The organism is Pseudomonas sp. GW821-FHT07F05, from assembly GCF_059418765.1.
The window spans coordinates 24,559-49,153 of the sequence record NZ_JBWKQL010000015.1; the positions used below are offsets into that span (position 1 = coordinate 24,559).

14 protein-coding genes are annotated in these 24,595 nt (G+C 55.2%); 7 read left to right on the forward strand and 7 right to left on the reverse strand.

The features are described 5' to 3' along the window. The first annotated feature begins 3 nt into the window (after positions 1-3). The 5 genes from AC07RO_RS23500 to AC07RO_RS23520 are packed head-to-tail and all read left to right on the forward strand — an operon-like array spanning position 4 to position 6,277. Positions 4-1,719 carry a thiamine pyrophosphate-binding protein gene (locus tag AC07RO_RS23500; protein ID WP_495087193.1) on the forward strand — a complete coding sequence of 572 codons (1,716 nt, stop codon included), beginning with the start codon at positions 4-6 and terminating at the stop codon, positions 1,717-1,719. Next, positions 1,716-2,651, forward strand: a complete 936-nt coding sequence (locus AC07RO_RS23505) for an NAD-dependent epimerase/dehydratase family protein (RefSeq protein ID WP_495087194.1) — start codon at positions 1,716-1,718, stop codon at positions 2,649-2,651. The genes AC07RO_RS23500 and AC07RO_RS23505 overlap by 4 nt, the downstream gene beginning before the upstream one ends. After that, positions 2,638-3,042: a GtrA family protein gene (locus AC07RO_RS23510; protein ID WP_282367273.1), complete on the forward strand. Its 405-nt coding sequence runs from the start codon at positions 2,638-2,640 to the stop codon at positions 3,040-3,042. The genes AC07RO_RS23505 and AC07RO_RS23510 overlap by 14 nt, the downstream gene beginning before the upstream one ends. After that, positions 3,035-3,967 (forward strand): glycosyltransferase family 2 protein, encoded by a 933-nt coding sequence (locus AC07RO_RS23515; protein WP_495087195.1) that lies wholly within the window; start codon positions 3,035-3,037, stop codon positions 3,965-3,967. Before AC07RO_RS23510 ends, AC07RO_RS23515 begins: the two co-directional genes overlap by 8 nt. Positions 3,968-3,985: 18 nt before the next feature. Then, entirely contained in the window at positions 3,986-6,277 is a 2,292-nt protein-coding gene (locus AC07RO_RS23520; protein WP_495087196.1) for a DUF7024 domain-containing protein, read from the forward strand. 137 nt (positions 6,278-6,414) lie between these two features. Here AC07RO_RS23520 and AC07RO_RS23525 read toward each other — a convergent pair whose 3' ends face one another. The 5 genes from AC07RO_RS23525 to AC07RO_RS23545 form a co-directional block, all read right to left on the reverse strand. Beyond that, a complete protein-coding gene (locus AC07RO_RS23525) occupies positions 6,415-8,898 on the reverse strand; it encodes a glycosyltransferase family 4 protein (protein ID WP_495087221.1) in 2,484 nt (827 codons plus the stop codon). Then, positions 8,898-10,466, reverse strand: a complete 1,569-nt coding sequence (locus tag AC07RO_RS23530) for a class I SAM-dependent methyltransferase (protein ID WP_495087197.1) — start codon at positions 10,464-10,466, stop codon at positions 8,898-8,900. Before AC07RO_RS23530 ends, AC07RO_RS23525 begins: the two co-directional genes overlap by 1 nt. Then, positions 10,466-11,677, reverse strand: coding sequence for an ABC transporter ATP-binding protein (locus tag AC07RO_RS23535; RefSeq protein ID WP_495087198.1), 1,212 nt, complete (start codon positions 11,675-11,677; stop codon positions 10,466-10,468). Before AC07RO_RS23535 ends, AC07RO_RS23530 begins: the two co-directional genes overlap by 1 nt. Next, entirely contained in the window at positions 11,674-12,468 is a 795-nt protein-coding gene (locus tag AC07RO_RS23540) for an ABC transporter permease (RefSeq protein WP_495087199.1), read from the reverse strand. The genes AC07RO_RS23535 and AC07RO_RS23540 overlap by 4 nt, the downstream gene beginning before the upstream one ends. A gap of 345 nt (positions 12,469-12,813) precedes the next feature. Next, complete coding sequence (locus tag AC07RO_RS23545) at positions 12,814-14,256, reverse strand: mannose-1-phosphate guanylyltransferase/mannose-6-phosphate isomerase (protein ID WP_495087200.1); 1,443 nt, start codon at positions 14,254-14,256, stop codon at positions 12,814-12,816. A 534-nt stretch (positions 14,257-14,790) separates the two neighbouring features. On the opposite strand from AC07RO_RS23545, the gene AC07RO_RS23550 reads away from it, so the two are divergent. Further along, positions 14,791-15,966 carry an alginate O-acetyltransferase AlgX-related protein gene (locus AC07RO_RS23550; RefSeq protein WP_495087201.1) on the forward strand — a complete coding sequence of 392 codons (1,176 nt, stop codon included), beginning with the start codon at positions 14,791-14,793 and terminating at the stop codon, positions 15,964-15,966. A gap of 25 nt (positions 15,967-15,991) precedes the next feature. Continuing rightward, positions 15,992-19,492 carry a glycosyltransferase gene (locus AC07RO_RS23555; protein WP_495087202.1) on the forward strand — a complete coding sequence of 1,167 codons (3,501 nt, stop codon included), beginning with the start codon at positions 15,992-15,994 and terminating at the stop codon, positions 19,490-19,492. A gap of 164 nt (positions 19,493-19,656) precedes the next feature. Here AC07RO_RS23555 and AC07RO_RS23560 read toward each other — a convergent pair whose 3' ends face one another. Together AC07RO_RS23560 and AC07RO_RS23565 are read right to left on the reverse strand one after the other, a co-directional pair. Next, positions 19,657-22,065: a glycosyltransferase family 2 protein gene (locus AC07RO_RS23560; RefSeq protein ID WP_495087203.1), complete on the reverse strand. Its 2,409-nt coding sequence runs from the start codon at positions 22,063-22,065 to the stop codon at positions 19,657-19,659. Next, positions 22,055-24,535 (reverse strand): glycosyltransferase family 2 protein, encoded by a 2,481-nt coding sequence (locus AC07RO_RS23565; RefSeq protein WP_495087204.1) that lies wholly within the window; start codon positions 24,533-24,535, stop codon positions 22,055-22,057. Before AC07RO_RS23565 ends, AC07RO_RS23560 begins: the two co-directional genes overlap by 11 nt. Positions 24,536-24,595: the final 60 nt, after the last annotated feature.

Genomic DNA, 24,595 nt, shown 5'->3' on the forward strand with positions numbered 1-24,595 from the left:
CTTATGAAAGCATCGGATGCAGTAGCCAAGGTTCTGGCGGACACTCAAGTCCTCTACGGTTTCGAGCTCATCGGTGGAATGATTGCCCACTTGGTGGACAGTATCAACTTGCTCGGCAAGACCAAGTTGGTTTCCATGCACCATGAGCAAGGCGCCGCCTTCGCTGCATCCGCCGTCGCGCGCGCGACGAGTCACAAAGTGATGGGCGTGGCACTGGGCACAAGCGGCCCGGGCGCCACTAACCTGATCACCGGAATTGCCGACTGCTGGCTGGACAGCCATCCGTGCCTGTTCCTGACCGGCCAGGTCAACACCCATGAGCAGAAGGGCGATCGGGCTATTCGCCAACAGGGTTTTCAGGAGCTCGACAGCGTTGCCTTGGTGAGCAGCATCACCAAGTACGCTCACCAGGTCACCCATGTTGACGAACTGATTCCTTGCCTGCTCAAAGCGATCACCATCGCCCGCGAAGGCCGACCAGGGCCCGTGCTTCTGGACATTCCCATGGACGTCCAGCGGGCCGAAGTCGACGACGCCGTGCTTGATGAATTGCTGAGCGCCTGGGACCGCGAGTCGGACCGAGCGCCTGCGCAGAAAGCCTCTCATGAAGACGTCTGGGCATTGTTGGAGAAAGCTCAGAGGCCGCTGTTCCTGATCGGTGGCGGCGCTGTGAACACGCCCAGGTTCGGCCAATGGTTGAGCGAGGTCCGCAGGCTGGGCATCCCTCACGTTGCGAGCCTGAAGGGCGCCGAGAAGGTGCCCGCCAGCGAGCACTACATTGGGATGCTGGGTGCTTACGGGACGAGGGCGGCCAACTACGCCGTGCAGCATTGCGACCTGCTGATTGTTCTCGGCAGCCGCATGGACGTACGCCAAACCGGCGCCAAGCCCGAAACCTTCGCCCAAAACGCGCACATAGTGCAGTTCGACCTGGACGCCGCTCAGCTGGATAACAGGGTAAAGGCGCAGCAGTCGATCCACGCCGACCTTGAAGGGGTGTTCGCCTCCTTCATTGCTCGCGCTCCGATGCTGCCGTCCGCGCCGCCGTCCTGGCATGCAAGTTTGGCGCAGGTATTTGAGCAATCGTTCAAGGACGAGTACACCGACTTGGGTTTCAGCCCTTTCGCTCTGTTCGGTGCCCTCAACGAATTGACCGAAGGCCGCGCGCTCGATTACGTGGCCGATGTAGGCAATAACCAGATGTGGGCCGCGCACACGTTGCGCCTGAACTCCGAACAAGCCATGCATCACTCCGGCGGTCTGGGCACGATGGGCTTTGCCATTCCGGCGGCCGTGGGTGCCTGCATCGCCGGGCACAAGCCAGTTGTGGTGATTACCGGTGACGGCGGGGCCCAGCTGAATATCCAGGAGTTGGACATCATTGCCCGTGAGCGGCTGCCTATCCTGACGGTGGTGCTGAACAACCACTCGTTGGGCATGGTGCGCGGCTTTCAGGAAATGTACTTCGAGGGGCGTAACTCCTCGACGTACTGGGATGGCTATACCTCGCAGTTCAAAGCCCTGGGCGAAGCCTACGGTATTGATTCGCGCAGCGTGGTCGACCTGGAGACGTTCAAGTCTGCGGTCGTGGAATTTCTGGCGGCAGGTAAGCCGATGCTCATCGAAGTGCTGATGCCCGATGCCCGCGAGTGTCGTCCTCGCCTTGAGTTTGGCCGTCCTATCCACGAACAGTCGCCGTTGCTGGACCTGGGTCAATGAAGGTTGCCATCCTTGGAGCCAGCAGCCATATTGCCAAGGACCTGATAGCCAGTCTCGCTCAAGCCACAGCGTACAAATGCAGCCTGTTTGTGCGTACGCCGGCGACACTGAACGCAGAACTTCAAGCGATCGCGGCACGTGAGGGCTTTCCGGTTCTCGACTACGCCGCTTTCGGTGACCGCTGCGAATTTGATGCGATCATCAACTTCGTTGGCGTAGGCGATCCGGCCCGTGCCGTAGAGATGGGCCAAGCGATTTTCAGCATCACGGAGCAGTACGACCATCTGGCCTTGTCCTACTTGCGTAGCCACCCTGCATGCAAATACATCTACCTGAGCAGCGGCGCCGCCTATGGCACCAACTTCTCAGCGCCAATCACTGACGAATCGGCGGCCGTGTTTCCCATCAACGCGCTGCAGCCGCAGCACTGGTACGGCGCGGCCAAGTTTCAGGCTGAGTGTCGCCACCGCGCGCTGCCTGAGGCGGCCATTACCGATGTGCGAGTGTTCAGCTACTTCAGCCATCGCCAGTCGTGCGAGGCGCGGTTCTTCATGAGTGACATCCTGAGGTCCCTGCATACGGGCACCGTGCTGGAAGTTGCTCCCGATGACATGCTTCGCGATTACCTCACACCTGCCGACTTCATGCAGTTGATCGACCGGGTATTGCAGGCGCCTCCCGGTAACGCTGCAGTGGACTGTTACAGCCTTGCGCCCGTGGGGAAATTTGAATTGCTGGCAGCGGTCAGCGATGAGTTTGGCCTCAAGTTCACGGTTGCCGGTGAACAGGCTCGGGTGAATGCTACCGGGCCCAAGGCCCATTACTATTCGCACAATCGCAGGGCTGAGCAATTGTTCGGCTATGTGCCCGGCGACTCATCGCTAAGCGGTGTATTGCGTGAGATCAGGCAGGCGTTGCATGCAAGAGACTGAAAAAACGTGGCCACGGGTTCGCGCCCTTCTTCAAATTAAACTGGTCCGGTTTGCGTTGGTAGGGATGTTGAACGCGGCGTTCGGCTATGGCTGTTTTGCCGGCTTTCTGTATCTTGGCCTTCATTACAGCCTGGCGCTGCTGCTCGCCACCATTCTGGGCGTATTGTTCAACTTCAAGAGCACTGGCGCCCTGGTGTTTGGTTCGAACAACAACAAACTCATCTTTCGTTTCGTGGCCGGCTATGCCGTTGTCTACGCTGCCAACGTGGCCGGGATTGCAGGGCTGAAGTTGCTGGGCGTAAACCCCTATTTAGCCGGCATCGCGCTAATCGTGCCCATGGCTTTACTCTCATTCGTCATTAATAACAGGTATGTTTTCAATTATGCGTAAGCTCATCAGCATAGTGACCCCTTGCTACAACGAAGAAGCCAATATTGATGAGCTGTACCAGCGCATCGTCGAGGTGATGTCCCGCCTTGACTACGATTACGAACATATCTTCATTGATAACTGCTCGACCGACAGCAGCATCGTCAAGTTGCGCGCGCTGGCTGCGCAGGACAGTCGCGTAAAACTGATCCTGAACGCCCGAAACTTCGGTCACATTCGCTCGCCCTATCACGCTCTGCTCCAGGCTCGGGGCGACGCTGCCGTACTGATTGCCTCTGACCTGCAAGATCCGCCTGAGATGATCGAAGAGTTCGTCAAGAAGTGGGAGGAGGGTTTCAAGACCGTGATGGCAGTGAAGCCTGAGAGCGAAGAGTCGCGCTTGATGTTCATCGCTCGCCGCGCTTACTACCGCTTCGTCACCCGCATCTCAGAAGTCCCGTTGGTGCAGAACGCAACAGGTGCAGGTCTTTTTGACCGGGCTGTTCTGGACATACTTAAAAAGATTGATGATCCGTACCCGTACTTCCGTGGCCTGCTGTGTGAAATCGGCTTCCCGATTGCCACCGTGCCGTTCAAGCAACCACGACGCATGCGCGGCATCACCAGCAACAACTTCTATACCTTGTATGACATTGCCATGCTGGGTATCACCAACCATTCGAAAGTGCCTTTGCGTCTGATGGTGATGGGGGGAGCCTTGCTTGCAGGGTTAAGCCTGCTGGCAGCGTTTGGTTTCCTGATCGCCAAGCTGGTGTTCTGGAACTCCTTTCAGATGGGTATCGCTCCGTTGCTCATTTCGCTGTTCTTTTTCAGCTCGGTGCAGATTTTGTTCTTGGGAATGCTCGGGGAGTACCTGGGTTCAGTTCACACTAAGATCCGCAACATGCCGCTGGTCGTCGAACTTGAACGCGTAAATTTTGATTAACTGTCCGAGCCTAATACTGTGAAGCCTTTGATCAAACCCGCCCCATACCGCCCTGCCGATGTGAATGTTTTTAGATCCTGGCGTACGACCTTTGCCTCAGAGTGGAAGCTGATACTCGTCGGCGCGGTCGTGACGTTCTTCCTTGCCAGCATTCTCATGAGCGGGTTGCATGACGGTTTGACGCCGGACTTAACGCGACCTTTTGGGTACAAGGGCGACGGTTTGTTCCACGCCTGGATGGCGCAACGAGTCGCGGAAGGCTGGTTATTCGATAATCTCAGAAGTGGTTATCCGTTCGGCTCCAACTTCCTTGATTTTCCGGGTTCGGACGGTGCCGACCATTTGCTGATCAAGGTATTCTCTCTGATTAGCGGGGGGTGGCCGGGTGGAGTAAAGCTGTTCTATCTGCTTGGATTCCCTTCTTGTTTCGTCGCAACTTACGTGACCGCTCGGGCTTTCGGCCTGAGTCGCAGTTTTGCGGTGACAGCCAGCGTGCTGTATACGTTTGCACCCTTTCACTTTCTGCGGTTGCAGCATCTTTTTTACACCTGGTATTTGGTGGCTCCGGTGTTTTTCTATCTGGCGTTGGACATCTACCAAACCCAGAATCCTCCCCATCCGTCGGGGCTCAGACCTACGCTGCGTAGAATCGTGGTGGCGGCGGCAGGCATGCTCGTTCTTGCCTCATTCGGCGTTTATTACGCCCTGTTTGGGATAATCATTCTTGCATCGGCCGGTGTGATGAGTGCCCTGACATCGCGCAATTCCCACGGCGCGACAAAAGCTGCACTGCTCATTGCTGCGACCGTCTTTGGTGTAGCCGTTAATATCGCGCCCAATGTGATCGGGACGTTCAAAGATGGCCCTAATCCAGAGGTCGCCCAGCGTTCGCCAGGCGAGTCCGAGCTCTATGGGCTGAAGATGATGCAGTTGTTGATGCCCCGGACAGACCACCGAGTTGCGAAATTAGGCGAGGGGGCTCAGCTCTATAACCAGATAACCCCGCTGATCAACGAGAATTCCACTTCATCGCTCGGTGTGATCGGTGCTGTCGGCTTCATGATGGCGTTGCTGTACCTGATCTTCGCTCCGGCCCGTACGGAACCCAGCCGCAGGCTGCGCCTATTGGCGGTCACGACATTTGTATTGTTCCTGTTTGCGACGGTGGGAGGCTTGGGCTCCTTGTTCGCCATGGTGGTCTCGCCCTCCATACGTGGATGGAACAGAGACAGTATTTTCATAGCGTGCGGCGCGTTGTTGTTCTTCTTCATTTCGCTCCAGCTTTTGCTACAGAAAAGAGCGCCTCTGTTTTCCAAGTACTCGGTGCCTGTTGCGATCGTTTTGCTGTTGGCAGGGCTGTACGACCAGACGGCTCCACCTTGCAAAGACTGCAATGCCACGAATGATGCAGCGTTCGATAGCGACAGAGACTTCATCCACTCAGTCGAAAAAGCGCTTCCTGCAGGGGGGGCGGTCTATCAGCTGCCGTATATAGGCTTTCCAGAAGTCCCGATAATGAATCGTCTGTCTAATTATCAGATGATGACCGGCGTGCTGCACTCGAAGGCGCTTCACTGGAGCTTTGGTGGCATGAAAGGTCGGCCCGGTGATTTGTTCTATCGTGCTCTGGCCCAAGAGCCTATGGAGCGCCAGATTGAGGTGATCCGCAGGCTCGGGTTTGATGGTATTTATATAGACCGCCGTGGATACGCTGATAACGCTGAGGCGCTCATCCAGGAAGTATCGCAGTTGCTAAAGCAGGCCCCGCTACTTCAGAGCGGCGACAGAGAACTGGTTTTCTTTAAGCTCGATAACAGCGCGCATCCCGATCTGGCAGGCCTTTCTGCAAATCAGATTGGGAAGGTGGCCGGCTACTACGTTGACGCTCTTGGGCCGCGCTACAGTGCGGACCTGCCAAGCGGCATAGACTTTACCCGAGGCGGTTTCCCCGAGTTCATCAGCGACGCACAAGGTCTGTATGCCCTGGAGCCGTGGGGGCGATGGTCCTCCCAGCAGGCGTCCTTCAAATTTACCGATCCCCTGCCGCAGAAATTCACTCTCGTGCTGACGGCCCAGCTCTACGGTGCCAAGGGGCAAGAGCCGACACTCGTTAAAATTGGCAATCGTGAATACGACATCCGGCTGACCGCAGGTGTCTCGCAAGTCAGTCTTGATGTTGATCTCGCAGGCGTAAGCGCCGACAGCATAACGTTCGTGCCGCCGAATCCGGTTTCGCCCAAGCAGCTTTCCGGAAGCGCGGACGACCGGATACTTGGGATAGGCTTCGTGTCGATGCGGATAATTCCGTGACACCAGATCGGCGCTGACCTCCCTGGCAGGAGGCTTCAGCGCCAACACTTCGAGACCATTGGTGCGACGCTTCAGCCGCACCTCAGGCTGCAGGGCAGGCCTGTGGCGTCCTTGCCACCTTTGCCGGCAGCATCGTCTCAGGGAATCAGCACTGCCTTCAGCTGCTCAGCACTTTGCTTCCACGTCAGCCACGGCATTGAATCCGATGACGGGTGATGCCCGGTTTCCCTTTGCGTCAGCCAGGTAGTAATTGAGTCTGCAAGCGCCTGAGGCTCCAGGCCGCTGAAGTAGGACGCATGCAAGCCGGCCACTTCCCGGAAAACCGGGATGTCACGAATGATCATCGGGACTTTGTGCTGCGCTGCTTCAATGAGCGGCAAGCCAAACCCTTCACCCTCGGACGCCGCTATCAGGCACGAGCACGTTGAATACACCTGCTCTAGATATTCGTCACTGATGCCTTCCAGCCAGAACAGCTTTTTGTGCATCTGCGGGTGGGTTTCCAGTCGAGCAACAAGCTCATCCACCAGCCAACCGCGCTTGCCCACAATAACCAGATTGATCTCGTGACCTTGCTCCCACAGCAGCTCAAATGCCGAGAGCGTCTGTGCATGCCCTTTGCGAGGCTCGATGGTGCTGACCATGAGGAAGGAAGGGTGCTGCGAGATCAGATCCAGCGTCTGGGCCGCCTCATCAGGCATCCCTCCGCTTGGCAAACTGTTATCGATGTCGGCACCAAGGTGGAAGCTTTCAATAACGGGGCCGCCGTCGATTCGGGCCGGAGGGTTCTCCGCGAGCCAGCTGCGCAGTTCTACCGCTACCGCCTCAGAGATACAGATCAGTCTGTCCCCGACAAGGCAGATTTTCTCAAGCCAGTTCCTGAAAAAATCAGGGTTAGGCGCATGCCACCAGTCTGGGCGGTGAATCAATAGCAAGTCATAAACCAGGTAGTTAATCTGCACACCCACGTTCTGCATGTGGGTGTGTAATGGCAGTAGCTGACTGGCGAGGTGCATATTCAGATCAAGGGATAAGTAGATATCCCCTTGAGTGACATCGATAAGCGAATCTATGGAGACGACTTGGTCGGATGTCACCGCTGAAGTGAATTTCTCTGCGTAGTAGTAGGAGCCTTCCTGATAGTAAATCGGACGCACGTCGTAGCCGGCAGGTGCGGAGTTCAAGAACTCGTGCAGCAAGCTTCGCACGACCCGCTGAATGCCGGACTTGGCATCCGAATGCACAATGCTGGAGACATCCAGCAGCAGTTGGTTTCCCTCACCGCCTTTGAAGTTATAGGCGATGCTTTTCGCGACCCTTTGCATCGCCTCGTCAGACTCCGGAGCAGCGTCAATAGCGACCAGCTCAGCAATCAGCGAGTGCTTGTCGATACCGGAGGAACCTACCGGAGACCTTAGGCCAAGGGACTCGATAGCCGCGATCGCTTTGGTTGCCGACGCGTCCCACGAGAAACGTTTGGACTGCTCGAGAGCGTTCTCAAGCAGGCGCTCGCGGAATGAGTGGTCCTGAAGGCCTTGTTCGATCTTTTCGGCGATGGAGCTGATCGAGAAGGGATCGAACAGCGCTTCTTCCATCCCGATGACTTCAGGGACGCTGCTGCAATTGGACCCGATGACGGCGGCACCGCACGCCATGGCTTCCAGCACTGGCAGGCCGAAGCCCTCGTGGGTCGACGGGAAAACAAAAAGCGTCGCCATCGAGTACAGGGCAACGAGCTCGTCATCCTCGACATACCCAGTCAGTACCAGTTGGTTGTCCTGAAGGTTGAAGGTCTGTGCGTATTGCTCGAGTTCGGCGCGCTGCGGCGGATGAAGTTTGCTGGCAATCACGAGCTGGTGAGAGAACTTCAACTCAGGCGAGAGCGTGCTGTACGCTTCTATCAGCCGGGCAAAGTTCTTCCTTGGATCAAAGCCGCCTGGCGCAAACAGAATGTATTTGCCGGTGATTCCTAGCCGCCCAAACAACAGCGCTGAAGCAGCAGCATCAAGCTGCGTCGGCGTGAACTGGTCTCCAATGGCCGCAGAAATATTCGCAATCTTGCCTTCAGGTATCGAGAGGTGCTCGGCGCCTTCGTTGCTGGACGAATTGGAAATCGCCAGCAGCAGGTCAGCATTTTTGAGCCACTGGATTTTTCTGAAGTAATAGTCACGCAATGCCGGATTCGGCAGATAGACGTCCGGATCCAGCAATGGGATCAGGTCATAGAAAATGACCGCTGTTTTGTGCCGGGTCTCACAGGCGCCGATAGACGTCACAGCGCCAGCCCAAGGTCCTTCGAAAACGCTGCTTACCAAGACGACGTCCGGCTCCAGTGCATCAAGAAAGCGCTCGCGGAGGACTTCCGATGCGTGAGCCGTCCAGGGGCCCGGCGCTCGGTCATCGGGCACGTCGAAAATACGAATGCGGTTGGCGGGGATCAGCGGAGCGAAGGCCGCTTTGATGCTGGCGATACTCTCTGTCAGCTTCCCGTTCAGAGCGATCCAGATCTCATGATCCTGCGCGAGTTTGGCAATTGCCAGGCTCAGAGAAAGCGAATATCTACCTATTCCACGAAACCGGCTCTCGGATTGCGCGCCTTGCAGGTCTATTACTATTCGCATCACTTACTTTCCTTGCGCTCAAAAGCCTGTTTGAGCTCCATATAAATTTCGGCCTCCCGCAAACTAAGAGATGAGGCGTTGGCAGGCGTGGACTGGCTTGTGGCAACGGGTACTACCGAGTGAACAGACAGCGCCCAGAGTTTCGCCCGCAATGATGCGGGTAAAAATTTGATGCCGGTCCGCGCATAGGGCTTTAGAAACGGGCGGGCCGAGACAAAGTTGATGGCCTTCAGGGCCAGCGCTCGCTTCCTGCTTGCTTTTCGAGTAACCGGTTTAGTACGTGATACGAAGCTGGAGAGTCTTCTGAGCGGCTGCGTAATTTTCCACGAGGTGCTCTGCACAACCGCGTTCAAATTAACAGCCATGCTGTGCCTGTCCGAGGCGATACTGTCCAGTTGGGCCTGAAGGTGCTGCATTTCGGCATGCAGGTGATGCGTGCCATCTTGAAGGTTCTGCACTTCAGAACGAAGAGCTTGGATTACGGCCTCTAGATTCGCTTGCTCGGCTCTAAGCTTTTTATTTTCATCGCTGACGTTGAGGTGTTCATCAACCAGCGCAAAGTTTTGCTGCTCCAATGCTTCATTGCGTGAAGTCAGCAGGCCATTGTGATATTCCAGATATCCATTTTTGTACTTCGCGTCACCTAGTTCCGCTGTTATTTCCGAGATGGTTTCCAGAAATTTTTCAGTGGTTGATGATAGTTCCGCCATTTGTGTCCCTACTTCCTGGAATCTTTGTTCAATATTCGTATCTGCCAGGAATTTCTCGGTAGTTGACGACAGTTCCGCCATCTGCGTCCCAACAGCCTGAAATCGCTGTTCAATACTTTGATCATAACGGGCAGCCAACTCGCCAGGGGTTATCCCGAAGGTCTGGGCAAAGGGCTCGTCAAAAAGCGACATTACGGAGTCAGCCGCTTTTTTCTGCGCGACAATTGCGTAATCAGGGCTGGAGCTGCCGAGCGCTGTGATCAGGTCAATCGACGTGGCGGGGTCGTGCAGGCGGGCTTCTTCCTGGAGGCGCAGCAGCTTGCTTCGTTCAAAACCGGAGAACTCGGTCAGGAAGGACAGTAACAAGTGCGGAATCGGTCGCTCGTGGGTCGGATCCATATAGAAACCGTTGGATCCCACAAAAAGGTTTTCTGCGTTAGGCGTCTCAAGAATCAATAGCCCCCCGGGCTTCAGCACCCGCAGCGCCTCGCTGACCAGCTCTTGCAACGCCGGAAATGGAATGTGCTCCACCAGATGAAATGCGCTGATGACCGACACACTCTCGGCAACACGCGCTTTAAGCGCGCCTACGGCATCACCCAGATCGGCCGGCAGGCCTCGCGTTCGGCAACCTTCAAGCATGCCCTCATCCAGGTCTACGCCGCGCGCAGCGAACCCGGCGCCGATGACCATCTCCAGCCATTCACCCCGACCGCAGCCGAGATCAATCGCGACTGGCCCGTTTTCCAGTTGGAGAAACGGTTGAAGGAACGGCATGTAGGACTGGAGACGTTCGAGGATCAGTTCCCTTGAGCCACGGTGACGATCCTCAAAGGCCCTGTAAAAACGAGCAACCATCAATCACACTCCACGGTAGGAGGTATCCATGCCATACCGATAAATTTATGTTCTGAAATGTTCACAACGTTGAACACCAACGCCAGGTCCCGCCATTCAAAGTTTTCAGCGATGTGCGTATCGGAGGAGTGGAGGGCGACTGCAACTGAGTACGATCCAATCCCAAGATTTGCCGTAAAGCTAAACTTGTAGGAGAGACGGGTGCCTGCTTTGACAGCGTGCAACTTGCACTCAAGATGATGGGTGTTGGTCCCGAAAACATCCTGGCCCAGCCGGTCCTTGATCACGTACCCCACGACCAGTTCAGGGAGGTCGACGTTGGCCTGTACGTTGATCGTCAGGCAAACCTCTGCGCCGACGCCGACGTATTCAACGGGGGCGCCACGCTCGTACAGCGTCACGCTTTCTATGGACGCTTCGCCTGTGCCAGATCGCGTCTGCACGCCTTTCCCTTCAAGGGAAACCACTTCGACGGTGCTGTTTTCTTTCTGAGCGATAATTGCGTTGTAGTAGTCCATTACCTGTTCGGGAGGACCGTCTTTGATGACCGTGCCGTTGTCGATCAGGATGGCGCGATTACACAGCGCCTGGATCGAGCCTCGATCGTGCGACACGATCAATAACGTAGTTCCGGCTTGCTGGAATTCTTTAATGCGACTAAAGCTCTTGTGCTGGAAATAGCTGTCACCAACCGACAAGGCCTCATCGACGATCAGAATATCCGGGCGGAACGCAGTGGCGACCGCGAACGCGACTCGCATCTGCATGCCGCTGGAGTATGTCCTGACAGGCTCGTTGAAATACTCACCGATCTCGGCAAATGCTTCGATGTCGTCGATGACCTCATCGATCTGTGCAGTATTGAAGCCCATGAGACCGGCAGCATGGTAGACGTTCTGGCGCCCTGTGAGCTCCGGGCTGAAACCCATCCCAAGTTCAAGAATGGCGGCAATCCGACCGTTGACCTGGATCTTGCCTTCTGTCGGGCGAAGGGTGCCGGTGATCATTTTCAGAAGCGTCGACTTGCCCGCCCCGTTCTGACCCACGATACCGATTGCTTCCCCTGCCTCGATCGAAAAGTTGATATGACGCAGCACCCAGTGTTCATAGCTGGGTTTTACAGGCAGATAGAACCATTTTGCGAATCGCTGCCACTCGGATGTATACGTGCGGTAGGCCTTACCCACATGGCTGATGGATAACAAGGTCATAGTGAGTCCACCATTTCAGGAGCGGCGCGTCGGAACAGAAACAGTCCCAGCACCAGCAAAGCTGCGGAGAGGCCAATCGCCATGCCGAGGTGAGCGAGGTTAGGCGCAACCTGATAAACCAGTACATCGTGGTAAGCCGTGACCACTGGGAACATGGGGTTAAATTCCAGCGCTCCCCGCATGTTTTCAGGAATGATGTTCAGCGAATAAACGATAGGCGTGAACCAGAACCAGACCTGCAGCACGATCGGCACAACCTGCCCGATGTCCCGGACAAAGACGTTGAGCACGCCCAGCACCAGGCCAAGGCCGACAGCCAAAGCGGTGACGGTCAATGTCAATGGGATCAACCAGAGCATCTGAAGGCTGGGCATATGACCCAGCAGTGCGAATACAATGAAAACTGCGACGAACAACAATAGGTTGTTGAGAAGGCACGAACCCACAACGATCACAGGGAGCGCGATCCTCGGGAAGCGCATCTTTTTCATCAAATTGCCTTGCTCGATGAATACAGTAAGGCATCGCCCGACAATCTCGGCAAATAGGTTCCACGCTAGGATGCCCGCCATCAGATAGAGGGCGTACGCGTATTTGTTGTCAATGCCCGGCAGTTTGGCGGCGAGGACGTTGGACAGAATGAGGGCGTAGATCGCGACTTGGGAGAGGGGGTGGATGATCATCCAAAGCCCGCCTAGTTTGCTCCTTGCAAAGCGTGCGATGAACTCATTGCGGATGGATGTGATGATGAAGCTTCGGTATTCCCAAAGCCCTTGCAACATACCGTACATTCTAAAACCTCAATGACCTGTTCTGTAACGCCTGAGTTGTGCGAAATCGGTGGGGCGTCCTGGCTCATGCACCGCTTGCGATCTTATGCTGTGCATAAAACCTTGCCGTAAATGATCGGCTCCCCTCCACCAGCGCCTGATGACGGCATGGGTGCCGGCACCATACCAGAAGCGACGAATCGCCGCCCGCACGGAGGCAGCTTGCTTTGAGCAAACGGGGGTTGATCATGAGGGTGCAGAATCGAGGGTAGAGGCGCCCGAATGATCCATGCGCTTTTACCGGCTGCGGAAACGCCCGAAGCGACCCCGCAACCAGGCCCGCATAAGCGGGCGAGAGGCTACGCCTCAGCTACCGGCCCGACCATAGACGTCTTCAAAACGCACGATATCGTCCTCACCCAGATAATCACCGCTCTGGACTTCGATCAGCACAAGGTCGATCACGCCCGGGTTGGTGAGGCGATGCTGATGCCCTGCACGAATAAATGTCGATTCATTGGTGTTGAGCATCAGCTCCTGATCGTCATTCACGACAATTGCCATGCCGCTGACCACAATCCAGTGCTCGCTGCGATGATGATGCATCTGCAGGGACAGCGACGCTTTAGGCTTGACGACGATGCGTTTGATCTTGAAACGCTCACCGTTTTCGAGCGTGGTGTACGTGCCCCACGGGCGATGCACCGTCTGGTGCAGCTGGTGAAGCGTGTGCCCGGATTTTTTCAGCTGAGTGACGATGTGTTTCACGTCCTGAGCGTGATCCTTATGCGCGATCAGCAACGCGTCTGCCGTATCAATCACAAGCAGGTCTTCAACGCCAACCAATGCGGTCAGCCGCTCCTCGCTGTTGACGTAGTTGTTGCGAGCGCCGTGAGCGAGCACTTCACCTTCGCAGCGATTGCCGTGGTCGTCCTGAGGGGTCAACTCGCTCACCGCGTTCCACGAGCCGATGTCGCTCCAGCCAATGTCGCAAGGGACAGTGGCGACGCGATCAGAGCGCTCCATCAAGGCATAATCGATGGAAATATCCGGCACTTTGGCGAACGAGTCCGCGTCCAGCGCCAGGCAGTGGTAGCCCGCCGACTGGGTCAATCGAGAACTTGCGATTGACTCGACCGCCGCGTCCAGGACGTCTGGTGCATGCTTGGCGAACTCTTCGAGCACTGTCCCGACTTTGAAGCAGAACATGCCTGAGTTCCAAAAGTAGTTGCCAGCGGCAACGTACGTCTCGGCGGTCTTCAGGTCTGGCTTTTCAACGAAGCGCGACACCTTCAAGCCGCCTGCCTCGCCTGCGGAGCCACCGGCCTCGATATAGCCGAAGCCTGTCTCAGGATATTGCGGCTGGATGCCAAAAGTGACCAACCAGCCCTTTTCGGAAAGGCGTACTGCGTTTTCGACGGCGGTCGCGAACGCGCGTTCATCCTGTATCAGATGATCAGCGGCCAGGACCAGCATGTGGGCGTCAGCGCCATTGAGTTCTTTGATCTGCAGTGCCGCCATCGCAACGGCAGCCGCGGTGTTGCGGCCGAACGGCTCAAGAATGAAAGCTTGATCCAGCTCAGCCTTGTTCACAGTCCGGTATTCGTCTTCGGTTTTGAAGAGCAACTCACGGTTGGTGACAGTGAGGATTTGCGAAACGCCTTCCAGTGCCGCGGCCCGAAGGAACGTCTTCTGGATCAAATTCTGGCCGTCGGGAAGCGTCATGAACGGCTTCGGATGGGCCTCGCGGGACACGGGCCACAACCGGCTGCCAACGCCGCCTGACAAGATTACGGGGATTAGATCCATATGGGGTTATCCTAAGCAAATACGCACAAACTGATGATGGATGGTGTTCCGATCAGTTCGGAGCACGTGTTAATTGTGATCGGCACTGCGACGGAGCAGCGGCTCTGAACCAGCTCGTCTGTAGCGGAAGGTACGGCCACTCTGATTAAATTGGGGCCTAGCCGTTCTTCGCATCAGAATACCAGAGATGAGGCGCGAAGCTGTATGGGGCCTGCGCATCGCAGCAGGTACGTACAGCGCACGTGACATTGGGCCGTGACACTTAAGCTGCTGAAGCTGCGGGCCGATATTTTTAGTATCCGAGAATGTGGCCAGTTTTCTGGCCCCTGAGGGTGGTGCGGAAGCCTGAAAGGGCTTCGTTTGGCGACCGTGGCCGTTACTGGGTTAGCGGCGGTTATCGCCGTTGACCAAGATAGGCTCGATCTTGTTTAACACCTGATATGGTACACACGTTGTTAATGAGCGCCGTTGAGTCAGCGGTTCACCGCAGTGTGTGGCCGTCTGGATTCGAGCAGCGTCGCGAGGATGAGGTAAATGATTAGAGGTAACGTCGATATCGCAAATGAGGAGGTGCTGGCCGGGTGGATCGCAGATACCGCCGACTTAGCGAATGCTGTGCGTATCAACATATTCGTAAATGGGGATTTCGCTTTCAGCTCTGTCTGCGATATGTATAGAAAAGATATATTTGATGCCGTTGGCAGTGGCAATCACGGCTTTGAGGTTGCCCTTGCCCCGCATCTAAGTTTTGGGAAAAACATAGTTGACGTCAAGGCTGAAGGGCTGGCTTTCGAATTTCCTCAGTCTCGCTTCGTAGTGAAGTGCAGAGGGCTGGGGGCCGAGGATCTCGTAGAACAGGGTCGAGACGGTTGGCTGTTTCTAAAAAATGACTCAAACAAATTCAACGATGTGCTCCAAGGGCACCTGCCGCTTGACAAGGAAATGCTGAAGTATTTGCGCAGAACCTTCAGTTATCGAAGAGCATTCGCGATTCAGTCAGGGTGCAAATTCCTTCAAGTCATAGTGCCGGACAAAAATGTAATCTGTAACTCCTATAAGACCGTGCCGTTGGCGATATCTGAGTCTAGGCCAAGTATCCAGCTGTGCGAAGAGTTGGGTGGGGGGCTTGCTAATGACACTTTCTATATTGCTGATGATTTGATGCGCGAATCCGATCCCGCTAGTTTTTTTTATAAAACGGATACTCATCTGTCTCCTAAGGGGCAGGTCTTTTTAATGGATTTCGTTCTTAGCTTTTTTAATATTGCGCCAAGCTATGATGTAGAGCTTGAGCTTGAAGAGTTTGTGGGCGACCTAGGCGATAAGCTAGACCCGCCTCTAGGTGAGCAAGCGCTGAAGGTCTTGTCACGATCGGAAGTTCGAGTGGTGTTCGACACGATAACCCCAGCGCTCACATCGGGCGCGACAATTTCTGGCAATGTGCTCCATAGGCTATGTGAGCAGCCCAAAGGGTATGGGCGGCTATATTTGTATGGCACATCGAGCGCAAACCAGATGCTGAGCCTGTTGTGTGCCCAGTTTGATGAGGTAGTGTTTACGTGGGGGAATTCTGCAGATCCCGATCTGGTTACAAAATTTAAGCCGCATTTCGTGCTTGGAATCTTTGCTGAGCGGTTTCTGAGCGGTCCGCCTCAAGATCTAAATATAGACACAGATCTCAGTTTTTTAGATCGCCGTTCGGTTGAGTAGTCTCAAAAAATTAGGATGATTTAGAATGATTACCGTAAGTGATGAAGTGCAGCGAGACTCAAGTTCAGGATTGTTTGGATCCGTTGAAGAAGTTGAGGTTTGGGGTGTAAGTGGGTGGTTTATAGACGCTGCTCAGACCTCGGCGCAGCATATGATTAATGCATACATTAATGGAATTCACGTTGGTACGGCGAAGGCAATGTACCACCGAGCGGACATCAGCGCCGTTTTGTCAGCAGATGCCTACTGCGGTTTTCGACTGCTGTGGGATAAGGCCAAGCTTAATGAAGTGGTTGCCAAATCAGAAAGAGGTGGTGACCTAGAGCTGGTGTTGCTTGCGAAAGACAACAACGTTCGGCTGTCGACTCTCTATCGACCTACGTTGGACGATTGCATCAAGTGGGCTTTGCCAAGTCACGTCTACGGAAATCTAGATTTGATTGATCAAAGTCTCAGCGTTATTGGGTGGGCGATTGATGCGCGTAAATCTGATAAAGCGCATGTGGAATTGGTCATTGATGGGCAAGTAGTTGCGACAGTTGCCGGAAACCTACCGCGTCCAGATCTGGGCGTTCTGAAGCCTTCATATATTCTTTCGGGATTCAAAGTCAAGGTCCCCGCGTCCGCGATTAAACGGCTGCGGTTTACCGTCGAAACTCGCGTTGCTGGCTATCCGTTACCCGGCTCGCCTTTGAGTTTTGACTTGGCATCACGTATGTCAATCAGCGACCCGAGAATTGATAAGGGGTATCTCGTCGCAGATCTTCTGGGTTGGCCAGGGGGCGACCTGAAGGCGGAACTCTACATGGATGGGGTGTTTGAAGAAAATATTATTTTTCGAAATACGCTGCCAAATGGACGCAAGTCCGATGTCGCGACTGCGGCTTGGCCGATAAGAGGTGAACTTGCGGACGGTCATCCTAGAATCTATTGCATAGTTATTCGTGATAGCAATACCGTCATTCGGAGTGACTCGCTGCCGCTTTCATATCCCGAATACATATCAAGTATCGACTCTGCCAGCCCCCATCACCTTGCTGGTTGGGCGTTTAATACATCGAGTTCAGCTTCACTGAATCTTGGTCTTTATAAGTCTGGAGCGCTGGTTCACCAAGCCAGATGTGATGTATATCGTCCTGACGTAACCAGTAGCTTTAAAGATTCGCCTCACAATTGCGGTTTTTTCTTCGATCTTGGCACTGAAAACGCATCGACAGCGGAGTATCTCGTCAAAGATCTTGATACGGATATCATTATCGGTGAGATTTCTATTGCTTCTCCTTACGAGGCTTTACAGTCCGTTGCAACGGAGATCGTCGATGTGTCTAGGGCCGGATCTAAGGCGCTAAAGCACGTGTTGTCTGAGCTAATCTCTAGACAAACCGGGACGAGTGTTCACTTTTGGAAAAAACTCCCGAAGATCTCAGGCTTAAAAGACGCCAGTAGCCTGGACGTGGTTATTCCGGTTTACGGTGGCGCAGCAGAAACTGTGGAGTGTGTCGAAAGCGTCTTGGCTGCGGTCAATAAAAAAGCTATTCGCGTAGTTGTTATAAATGATTGCACTACAGATCCCCTTATCAAATCATACCTTGACGCGTTGGAAGCCCGAGGATTGCCTAACGTGATGGTGGTCCATCGTCGGTTGAACGGAGGCTTTTCCGCAGCGGTGAACACAGGATTTGTGATAGCCGGGAATAAAGACGTAATTCTTTTGAATGCGGATACTGTTGTTCAGAATGGCTGGGTCGATCGGATTTGTGCAGCAGCAGATCAAGATCCGCGAATAGGGACTGTAACGCCAATATCGAATAATGCGGAAATTTGCTCGGTTCCTTACATTTGTAAGTCTTTAGAAGTTTCTAACCCAATGTTCGCCCAAGTGATCGATGCAACTGCCGCGCGGGTCAACGCTGGAAGAGTTGTCGATATCCCGGTGGCGGTTGGTTTTTGCATGTTCATTCGCCGCGAGTGCCTGAGTGATATAGGCTATTTTGACGCTGCAAAGTGGGGGCGAGGGTACGGTGAAGAGGTGGATTTCTGCCTTCAAGCTTCATCTCGTGGCTGGCGCCATGTAATGCTAGGCGATACTTTTGTAATCCATCGAGGAAACGTTTCATTCGGAAGTGAGAAGCTTGAGCGCGTAAAAGAGAGTGCGCGGAAAATCTCCGAGCAATATCCATTTTACGATAGCCTCATCCAGCGCTTCTTATCCTCAGATCCAGGTCGCGCAATCCGTCGAGGGGTAAATCTTGCACTCATTTCCGACTTTGTAGAAGGTAAAAGAATCCTGCATATCACCCATTCTTTTGGTGGGGGTACTGGTAAGTATTTACGAGACCTGTGTGCGATTCATGCGCGAGATGGCGACACGCCTATCTTGCTGCACTTTGATTCATCAGGTTCTTCATCGCTTGATTTTGATCTTTCCCACTATCCAGAGACTGGCTTCTTCAGCGCCTATCATCGTGAGGTCTACGGCGCCGCAGATAATGTTGCGCTGATGGAGGATATTAAAAGCCTAAATATTGATCAGGTTCATATCCATGCGCCTTTTGGCGTCCCTATCGGGTTCGTGAAGTGGCTTACCCATAGTTATCCATACGTCGTAACGGTCCATGATTACTCGTGGATCTGTCCTCAGGTGACCTTGAGCCCCTCAGCCAAATACTGCGGTGAACCTTCAGTTGCGACGTGCAATGGATGCGTTAAATTTCATAAGCCGCATGGTGGTCTGCTTAAGGTTTTGGAAGACGTCAAAGGCGATGTAGCAAAGTTTCGCGATATCTATCGACCCGTACTTGCCAATGCCGAACGCGTGATCGTAGGGGCGCATGATGTACAGAAGCGCATGGAGCGCTTTGGAATGGAAGGGACTTACAAAGTTGTGCCGCATGCTGCCCCTCCCTCTACGTCGCGCTTGCCTCGGGCGAGAGCGAGCATTGCACCGGCGTCCTCAGGTTTCGTAAAAGTAGCCTTGATTGGCGGCATCAGTGATATCAAAGGCTTTTACACTCTTAAGGCATGTGCAGTTGAAGCTTTAGCCAAAAAGCTGCCAGTTGAATTTATCGTATTTGGTCACACTATGGATGATTCCTCCCTGACCGCTCTTACCAATGTTCGTATCTTGGGGCGTTATAAGGAGTCACAGCTTGATTCTTTAATCAAACATTACCAGCCGCACGTTGCTTTTTTTCCAAATAAGTCCCCCGAGACGTTTTCCTATACGTTAAGCCACGCGTTCAGACTTGGCCTATGGCCTGTTTCTTCCCACTTAGGTGCACCTGCTGAGCGAATCCGAAATATGAAATTCGGTCGTGTTATAGATGAGAATGTCTCTGTCGAAGAAACGGTTCATATCCTTCTAGAGGAAGGTATCAAGCGAGCCGGTATTTCGTATGCAGCCCCAGAGGATTCTCTGGTTTTTGAAGGGACTTATTCGTCATATATTTCTTATGGGGATAATCAAGATGAGGTCCCAAGCCTATCTGCATCATCACACGTGAGAAATGGGGTTATTGTTTCTTGATTGGATATCAGATTAGCTAGCCTGTATTAGGCGTCCGGCTGACTAATTAGCCGGACGCCTAAGGGATCTACAATCTACTTCATGCTTCTCAGATGCTTATCGCTCTGAACGCCTCAGGCTTGGGCTGGCTTCTAGGATGGCTCCTTTGTGGCACACCAGGCCGACTACTTGCTATAGCGCATAGCTGAAGGATATATGCGTACTGCTCTGCTTTTCGGAGGAACGCTCAGTCCTCCATATGTTCCACTTAGATAATCATGACTCAAGACCGGGTGATAATGCAGATCAACCTGCCCATCCAGCGACCACCGCTCAATAAACCCCTGCTGCTCCCGCTGCGCCCGCGCCCGCTTCTCAGCGCTGACGTCTTTCCCGCGGCTCGCCGACTCAGCGTGAATCAATTTGGCAAAAGCAGTCCAGATCACGTTCCGTCCGGTTGCCTGAACGCGAAGGCAAAAGTCGACATCGTTGAAGGCAACGGGAAACGCGTCTTCGTCCAGCCCACCGACTTCATCAAAAACAGATCTGCGCACCAACAGGCAAGCTGCGGTCACTGCGCTCTGGCGGCGGGTGAGCTGGTTCGTCGCAAGATAGCCCGCATCATGTTCTTCCAGGTTGTTACCTGTGTGTGCTGCCAAACCGTTAATGCCCACCACAACGCCGCCGTGCTGCACCATGCGGTTGGGCCACAGAAGTTTGGCGCCCACTGCGCCTACCTTGTCACGCAACAACTGGCTCAGCATTTCCTTCAACCAGCCGGGTTCTATGATTTCGATGTCGTTGTTAACCAGACCAATGATGTCTCCCGTCGAGTGTTCGACTGCCCGGTTGTTGATCGTCGAGTAGTTGAACGGAAACGGATGCGGCAGCACTTGCACGCCACGCTTCGGCAGCTCACTCAGATAGGCGAGTGTCTCCGGATCGCTTGACTGATTGTCGACCACGATGATTTCGAGGTCGGGGTAATCCGTGTTATTCAGCAGGCCTTCGATGCACGTCCTCAGCAGGCCGACCTGATCCCGAGTCGGGACGATCAGGCTGACGCGGGGGAGGGTGGACGGAAGCGGCCAGTGTGCACGCAGCAAGGCTGGAAACCGAGGAACCACGCTCACCGTTGACCCTGGCGTCAAGGCGTCGCAAAGCCAGGTAATGGCGTGCTGACGAGCATCTGACGGCGAAGCCTGTTCCGGGCTCGCCGGCGCCAGGTGATCCCGGTGATAAACCACGTGGGGCAAATGGACTACGCGGGCGTTCAGCTTCTCTGTGGCCAGCGCGACGCCGGCGATCAGATGGTCCCAACCAAGCGAATGCAACAGGTCGGAAGCCGCCAGGAGAGTCAGCGCTTCGTGGACGATTGTGGCGCTGAAGATCGCCCCAGGCGTGAAAATGTCTGCGCCGATGAACAGATCGATGTCCCACACGGGCTTCAGCCACGGAAGGGAGCGTTCACCCTGTGGCCCATCGCGGTCGCAGTCACCGTAACCCCACGCAGCTCCGTCATTTAGCAGTTGGGTCAAGTGATCCAGCGCGAAACTGGCCAAGTGATCGCCAGCCTTGATCGGGACAATGGCTTCGCAACCGGTCTCAAGCAGTTCTTTCAACGCAGACAGCACGTCAGCACTTTGCGTCTCTACGGTATGGAAAGGCTGTAAACCACGGACGTTTCGGCTCGTCCCGATTGACCCGCCGAGATCGGCCTCACCCTCCGCTATCAGCAGCAGCCCGATCTTGACGCCCACCGATCCACCTGACGCGGGAACGTCGCGCTGGAATGCCTCGAACCACTGAGGGTAGTGGTGAAAGCCTGCACTTTTCGGCAGGCGCATTCCATGGTCTTTGGCGACCTCACTGAGCAACGCCAGGGTCTTTTTATCCGGACTTTGTTGCTCGTGATTCCTGAGCAGGCCTTCAAGACCCTCCGGCCAGCAGCACAGGTGTATCGGGCTACCGGATAGCGGATGGCCTAGGTCGTTTTCGATGTGAACCACGTGAGGCTTGCCATCGGCCAGTTCCCATGGGAGATCAAGGGTAAAACCGTGGTTGCTGGTGGCCCGGTAAACCAGTGCCTGGTGGTGTTCCTCACAAGAAATTTGCGCCAGCACCCGATCGTTCTCGCGAGCAATCACCTGAACGTGACGTTGTGGTGCATCAGGATCCCAGGCCCAGCCACCCAGGCGCAGGCCACCGCTGTGCCAGACTTGAGTGGCTACAGGCAACGGCGCTTTATTGGGTGTAGCAGGCAGATTTATCTCACCCGCCAGGCTGTGATCGGTATTCGCGACACGGGCGCTGATGTGCCGCGCTTCGTCCAGCCATCTCTGCCTGAGCTGCACGGTGAACCCGTGAAAATCATCCCCGGCATTTGCGTCGGGGTAAAACTGATCGGCGCGGGCGAGTGCGACGCAGGCGCCGTCGACAAGAATCTCCACGACCAGCGTCTGTTCCGGCCGCGTGCTGTCCAGCGCCCAGCCTTGAAGCACGTCGCCATAAAGCCCGACGATTGCGCCTTGGATCGGGGCGTCAGGCTGCGTTGGATCGCTGAGCGCGAGGGTGGTTAAAACTTCAAGAGACATCAGACTCGGCTCGGGTAAGGGGTAAATGATTTACGGGCAATGCACCTGCCTCCACGGCGAGCGCGCTCGGGACCGCGTAAAGTCCGATCCCAAGCGAGTCAGCGAGATCAGGGGCGGTCCAGTCGGCGCCAGGGTTTGTGTCCAGGCTGAGCACGCCTTCGCAACCTGCAAGCTGCGCGCAGTCTTCGAGTGTCAGGCCGAACAGCAGGGGCAGTGCATGAACCACGCCAGAGGTCAGCAGCGCTTTACGCCAGGGGCTGTCGACGTGGGTCAGCAATTTGATCGGAAGCTGGTCGCGCCGGATGCGTTTGGCGAGTGCCAGCCACTCATTGCCGATGTCTTGATCATGCAGCGCATCGCCAATCAGTAAGCATGAAGGGCGTGATGCATGGACGCGTTGAACGTGTTGCCTGGATTCAACAGCCAGTCTGGCGCCAGGGAACGCGTTGGCGTAATGCGGCTGCAGTGCCTGCCACGGCAGATGAATGCTGTTTGCCTGAACCGCAAATGTGGCCCAACTCTCGACGCTTGCCCGGCGCAACAATGCGTCATCGCGGCAGACAACCCGGTACGGTTTGTCGAGCCGGGCAGGCAAGGTGCACAGCCACTCGGGTCCGCCCGCGAGGTTCTGAAAGATCAATTCATCTACTGCAAACCTGGCCAGATCGTTGAACAGTTGCTCGGTTTGTGCGGGCAGTTCGTATTCAAGGCTGAATAGCAGCGGCTTCACTTGGGCTTGCAGCGTCACTATCGTGCGCGAGTTCTGGTAGCGCCAAGTCATGCTGAGCGGGGCGTCGAATGCGCCCGCTTTCCCTATGTGCAGTTGCTTGAGTCCAGGCGCGGGCCAGCTGCGCAGAGGGCTTTCCGCTATCTGCGCCGCCACGTCGTCAAGACGCGCGCGCTGCAGCGCCTGGCGGGCAGGCTTGATGGGATCACGCAGGCAAAAATCGTCAAACCGCGCAGACGCGTCCGGGTAGCGTCGCCTGAGGATCGCGTTGTTGTGTGCGACGCGCAGGGTTTTCTCTTCACCGAAGGAGATTCCACCCTGATGCGCGACAAACACGGAGGGCGCGCCCATGTGGCGCCAGACCAGAGCCCGTGCACGCATGCACCAGTCGGTTTCCTCTCCATAGCCCCGTGACAGTCCCACTTCATCGAGATAACCGACTTCGCCGATGGCTTCGCGCTTGATATACAGACAAAAGCCGCATCCGGTCTCGATTTCCATCGCAGGGCTATTGGCAAGCCGAGCCAAATCATCTAGCCGGCTCTGTTCCAACGCACTGGGCATAGGGTGGCTGAAGCGACTTTCGGGAAAGCTCATCAGCTCGCCGTTGTTGGTAAACGGCGTCACTGAGGCAATCGATGCATCGCTGTAGGCGACGTCACGCAGGCGATCAAGCCAGTTGCCGTGAACCCGCGTGTCGGCATTCAGCCAGACGACGTCCTGCCTGGGGCTGAGGGCCATCGCACGGTTCATGCTGCGAATGAAGCCCAGATTCACCGGATTGTGAATGAGGGTTATTTTGCCTTTGCCTGCCAGGACCTTAAGCGCCTTGCGCAGCGCCGCCACTGGTGTCATGTCCTCGATCACCACAAGACGATGAGGCGTACGGTTCGACTTGCGGGCGTCGATTGCGCTTTGAATGCACGCCAGCGTTTCTTCCAGTCCGTCAAACACAGGAATCAGCACATCCACTGGCTGCTTCTCGCCCACAGTGGCTGAGGCCGTGGGCGGGCTGAAAGCGGGCATCGCATACACCGGACTGCCTTGCAGAGCTTCGCCTGTCGCGAAGCGGACATTTACGGCAGCTGTAGCGTTCGGCACTTTGATACGCGCGCCGCCATGGGCTATTGGCAGACCGGCGGCAGCGAGAACAGCACTGGGCGAGTTGGCGACCATCTCAATCTGATGCCCGTTCGCCTCCAGCAGGAGCTGAACTGGATTTTGCAGGTCATGCAGATTGACCGCCCAACCCTGGATTTCCTGCTGGTCAGGCAGGTAACTCACCACCCCGACGCAGCCCGTCAGCTCTTTCTGAGACGCCAACAGTTTAAGTACGAAAGACAGTTCAGCTGGCGCAGTGATGTCAGGCAATTGCGCGAGTATCAGGCGCCTGAGCTGCTCAGGGGATTCACTTTGACTGCGTGACTGCCAGAGCATCATTCGCAGCGGCGATTCATCAGGGAGTTTTTGCCAGGCACCACTCAGAAAGCGGCTGGCCAGGTCAGGTTGCCCTTGCGTGAGAATGCTGCGGCCGACCAGCGCCTGAACATCCGCGCGTAAAGGGAAGGAATGGGTAGCGTTGTTCAAGAAAACAAATGCGAGCTTGGGGTCCAGGGTCAGTGCATCGATACCTTTCCAGATGCAAGCCTCTGGGTAGTATTCGGGCGTCTGCAATGCGCGCTCAAGTGCTGAAGCGGCAAGCCCACCTTCACCGGTTTGCCGGTGACGATGAAAAATGTCCATGAGCGTTTCTTGCCCACGGTCAGGTTGTCTGGACATAAGCTGGCGGGATCACTTAAAAAA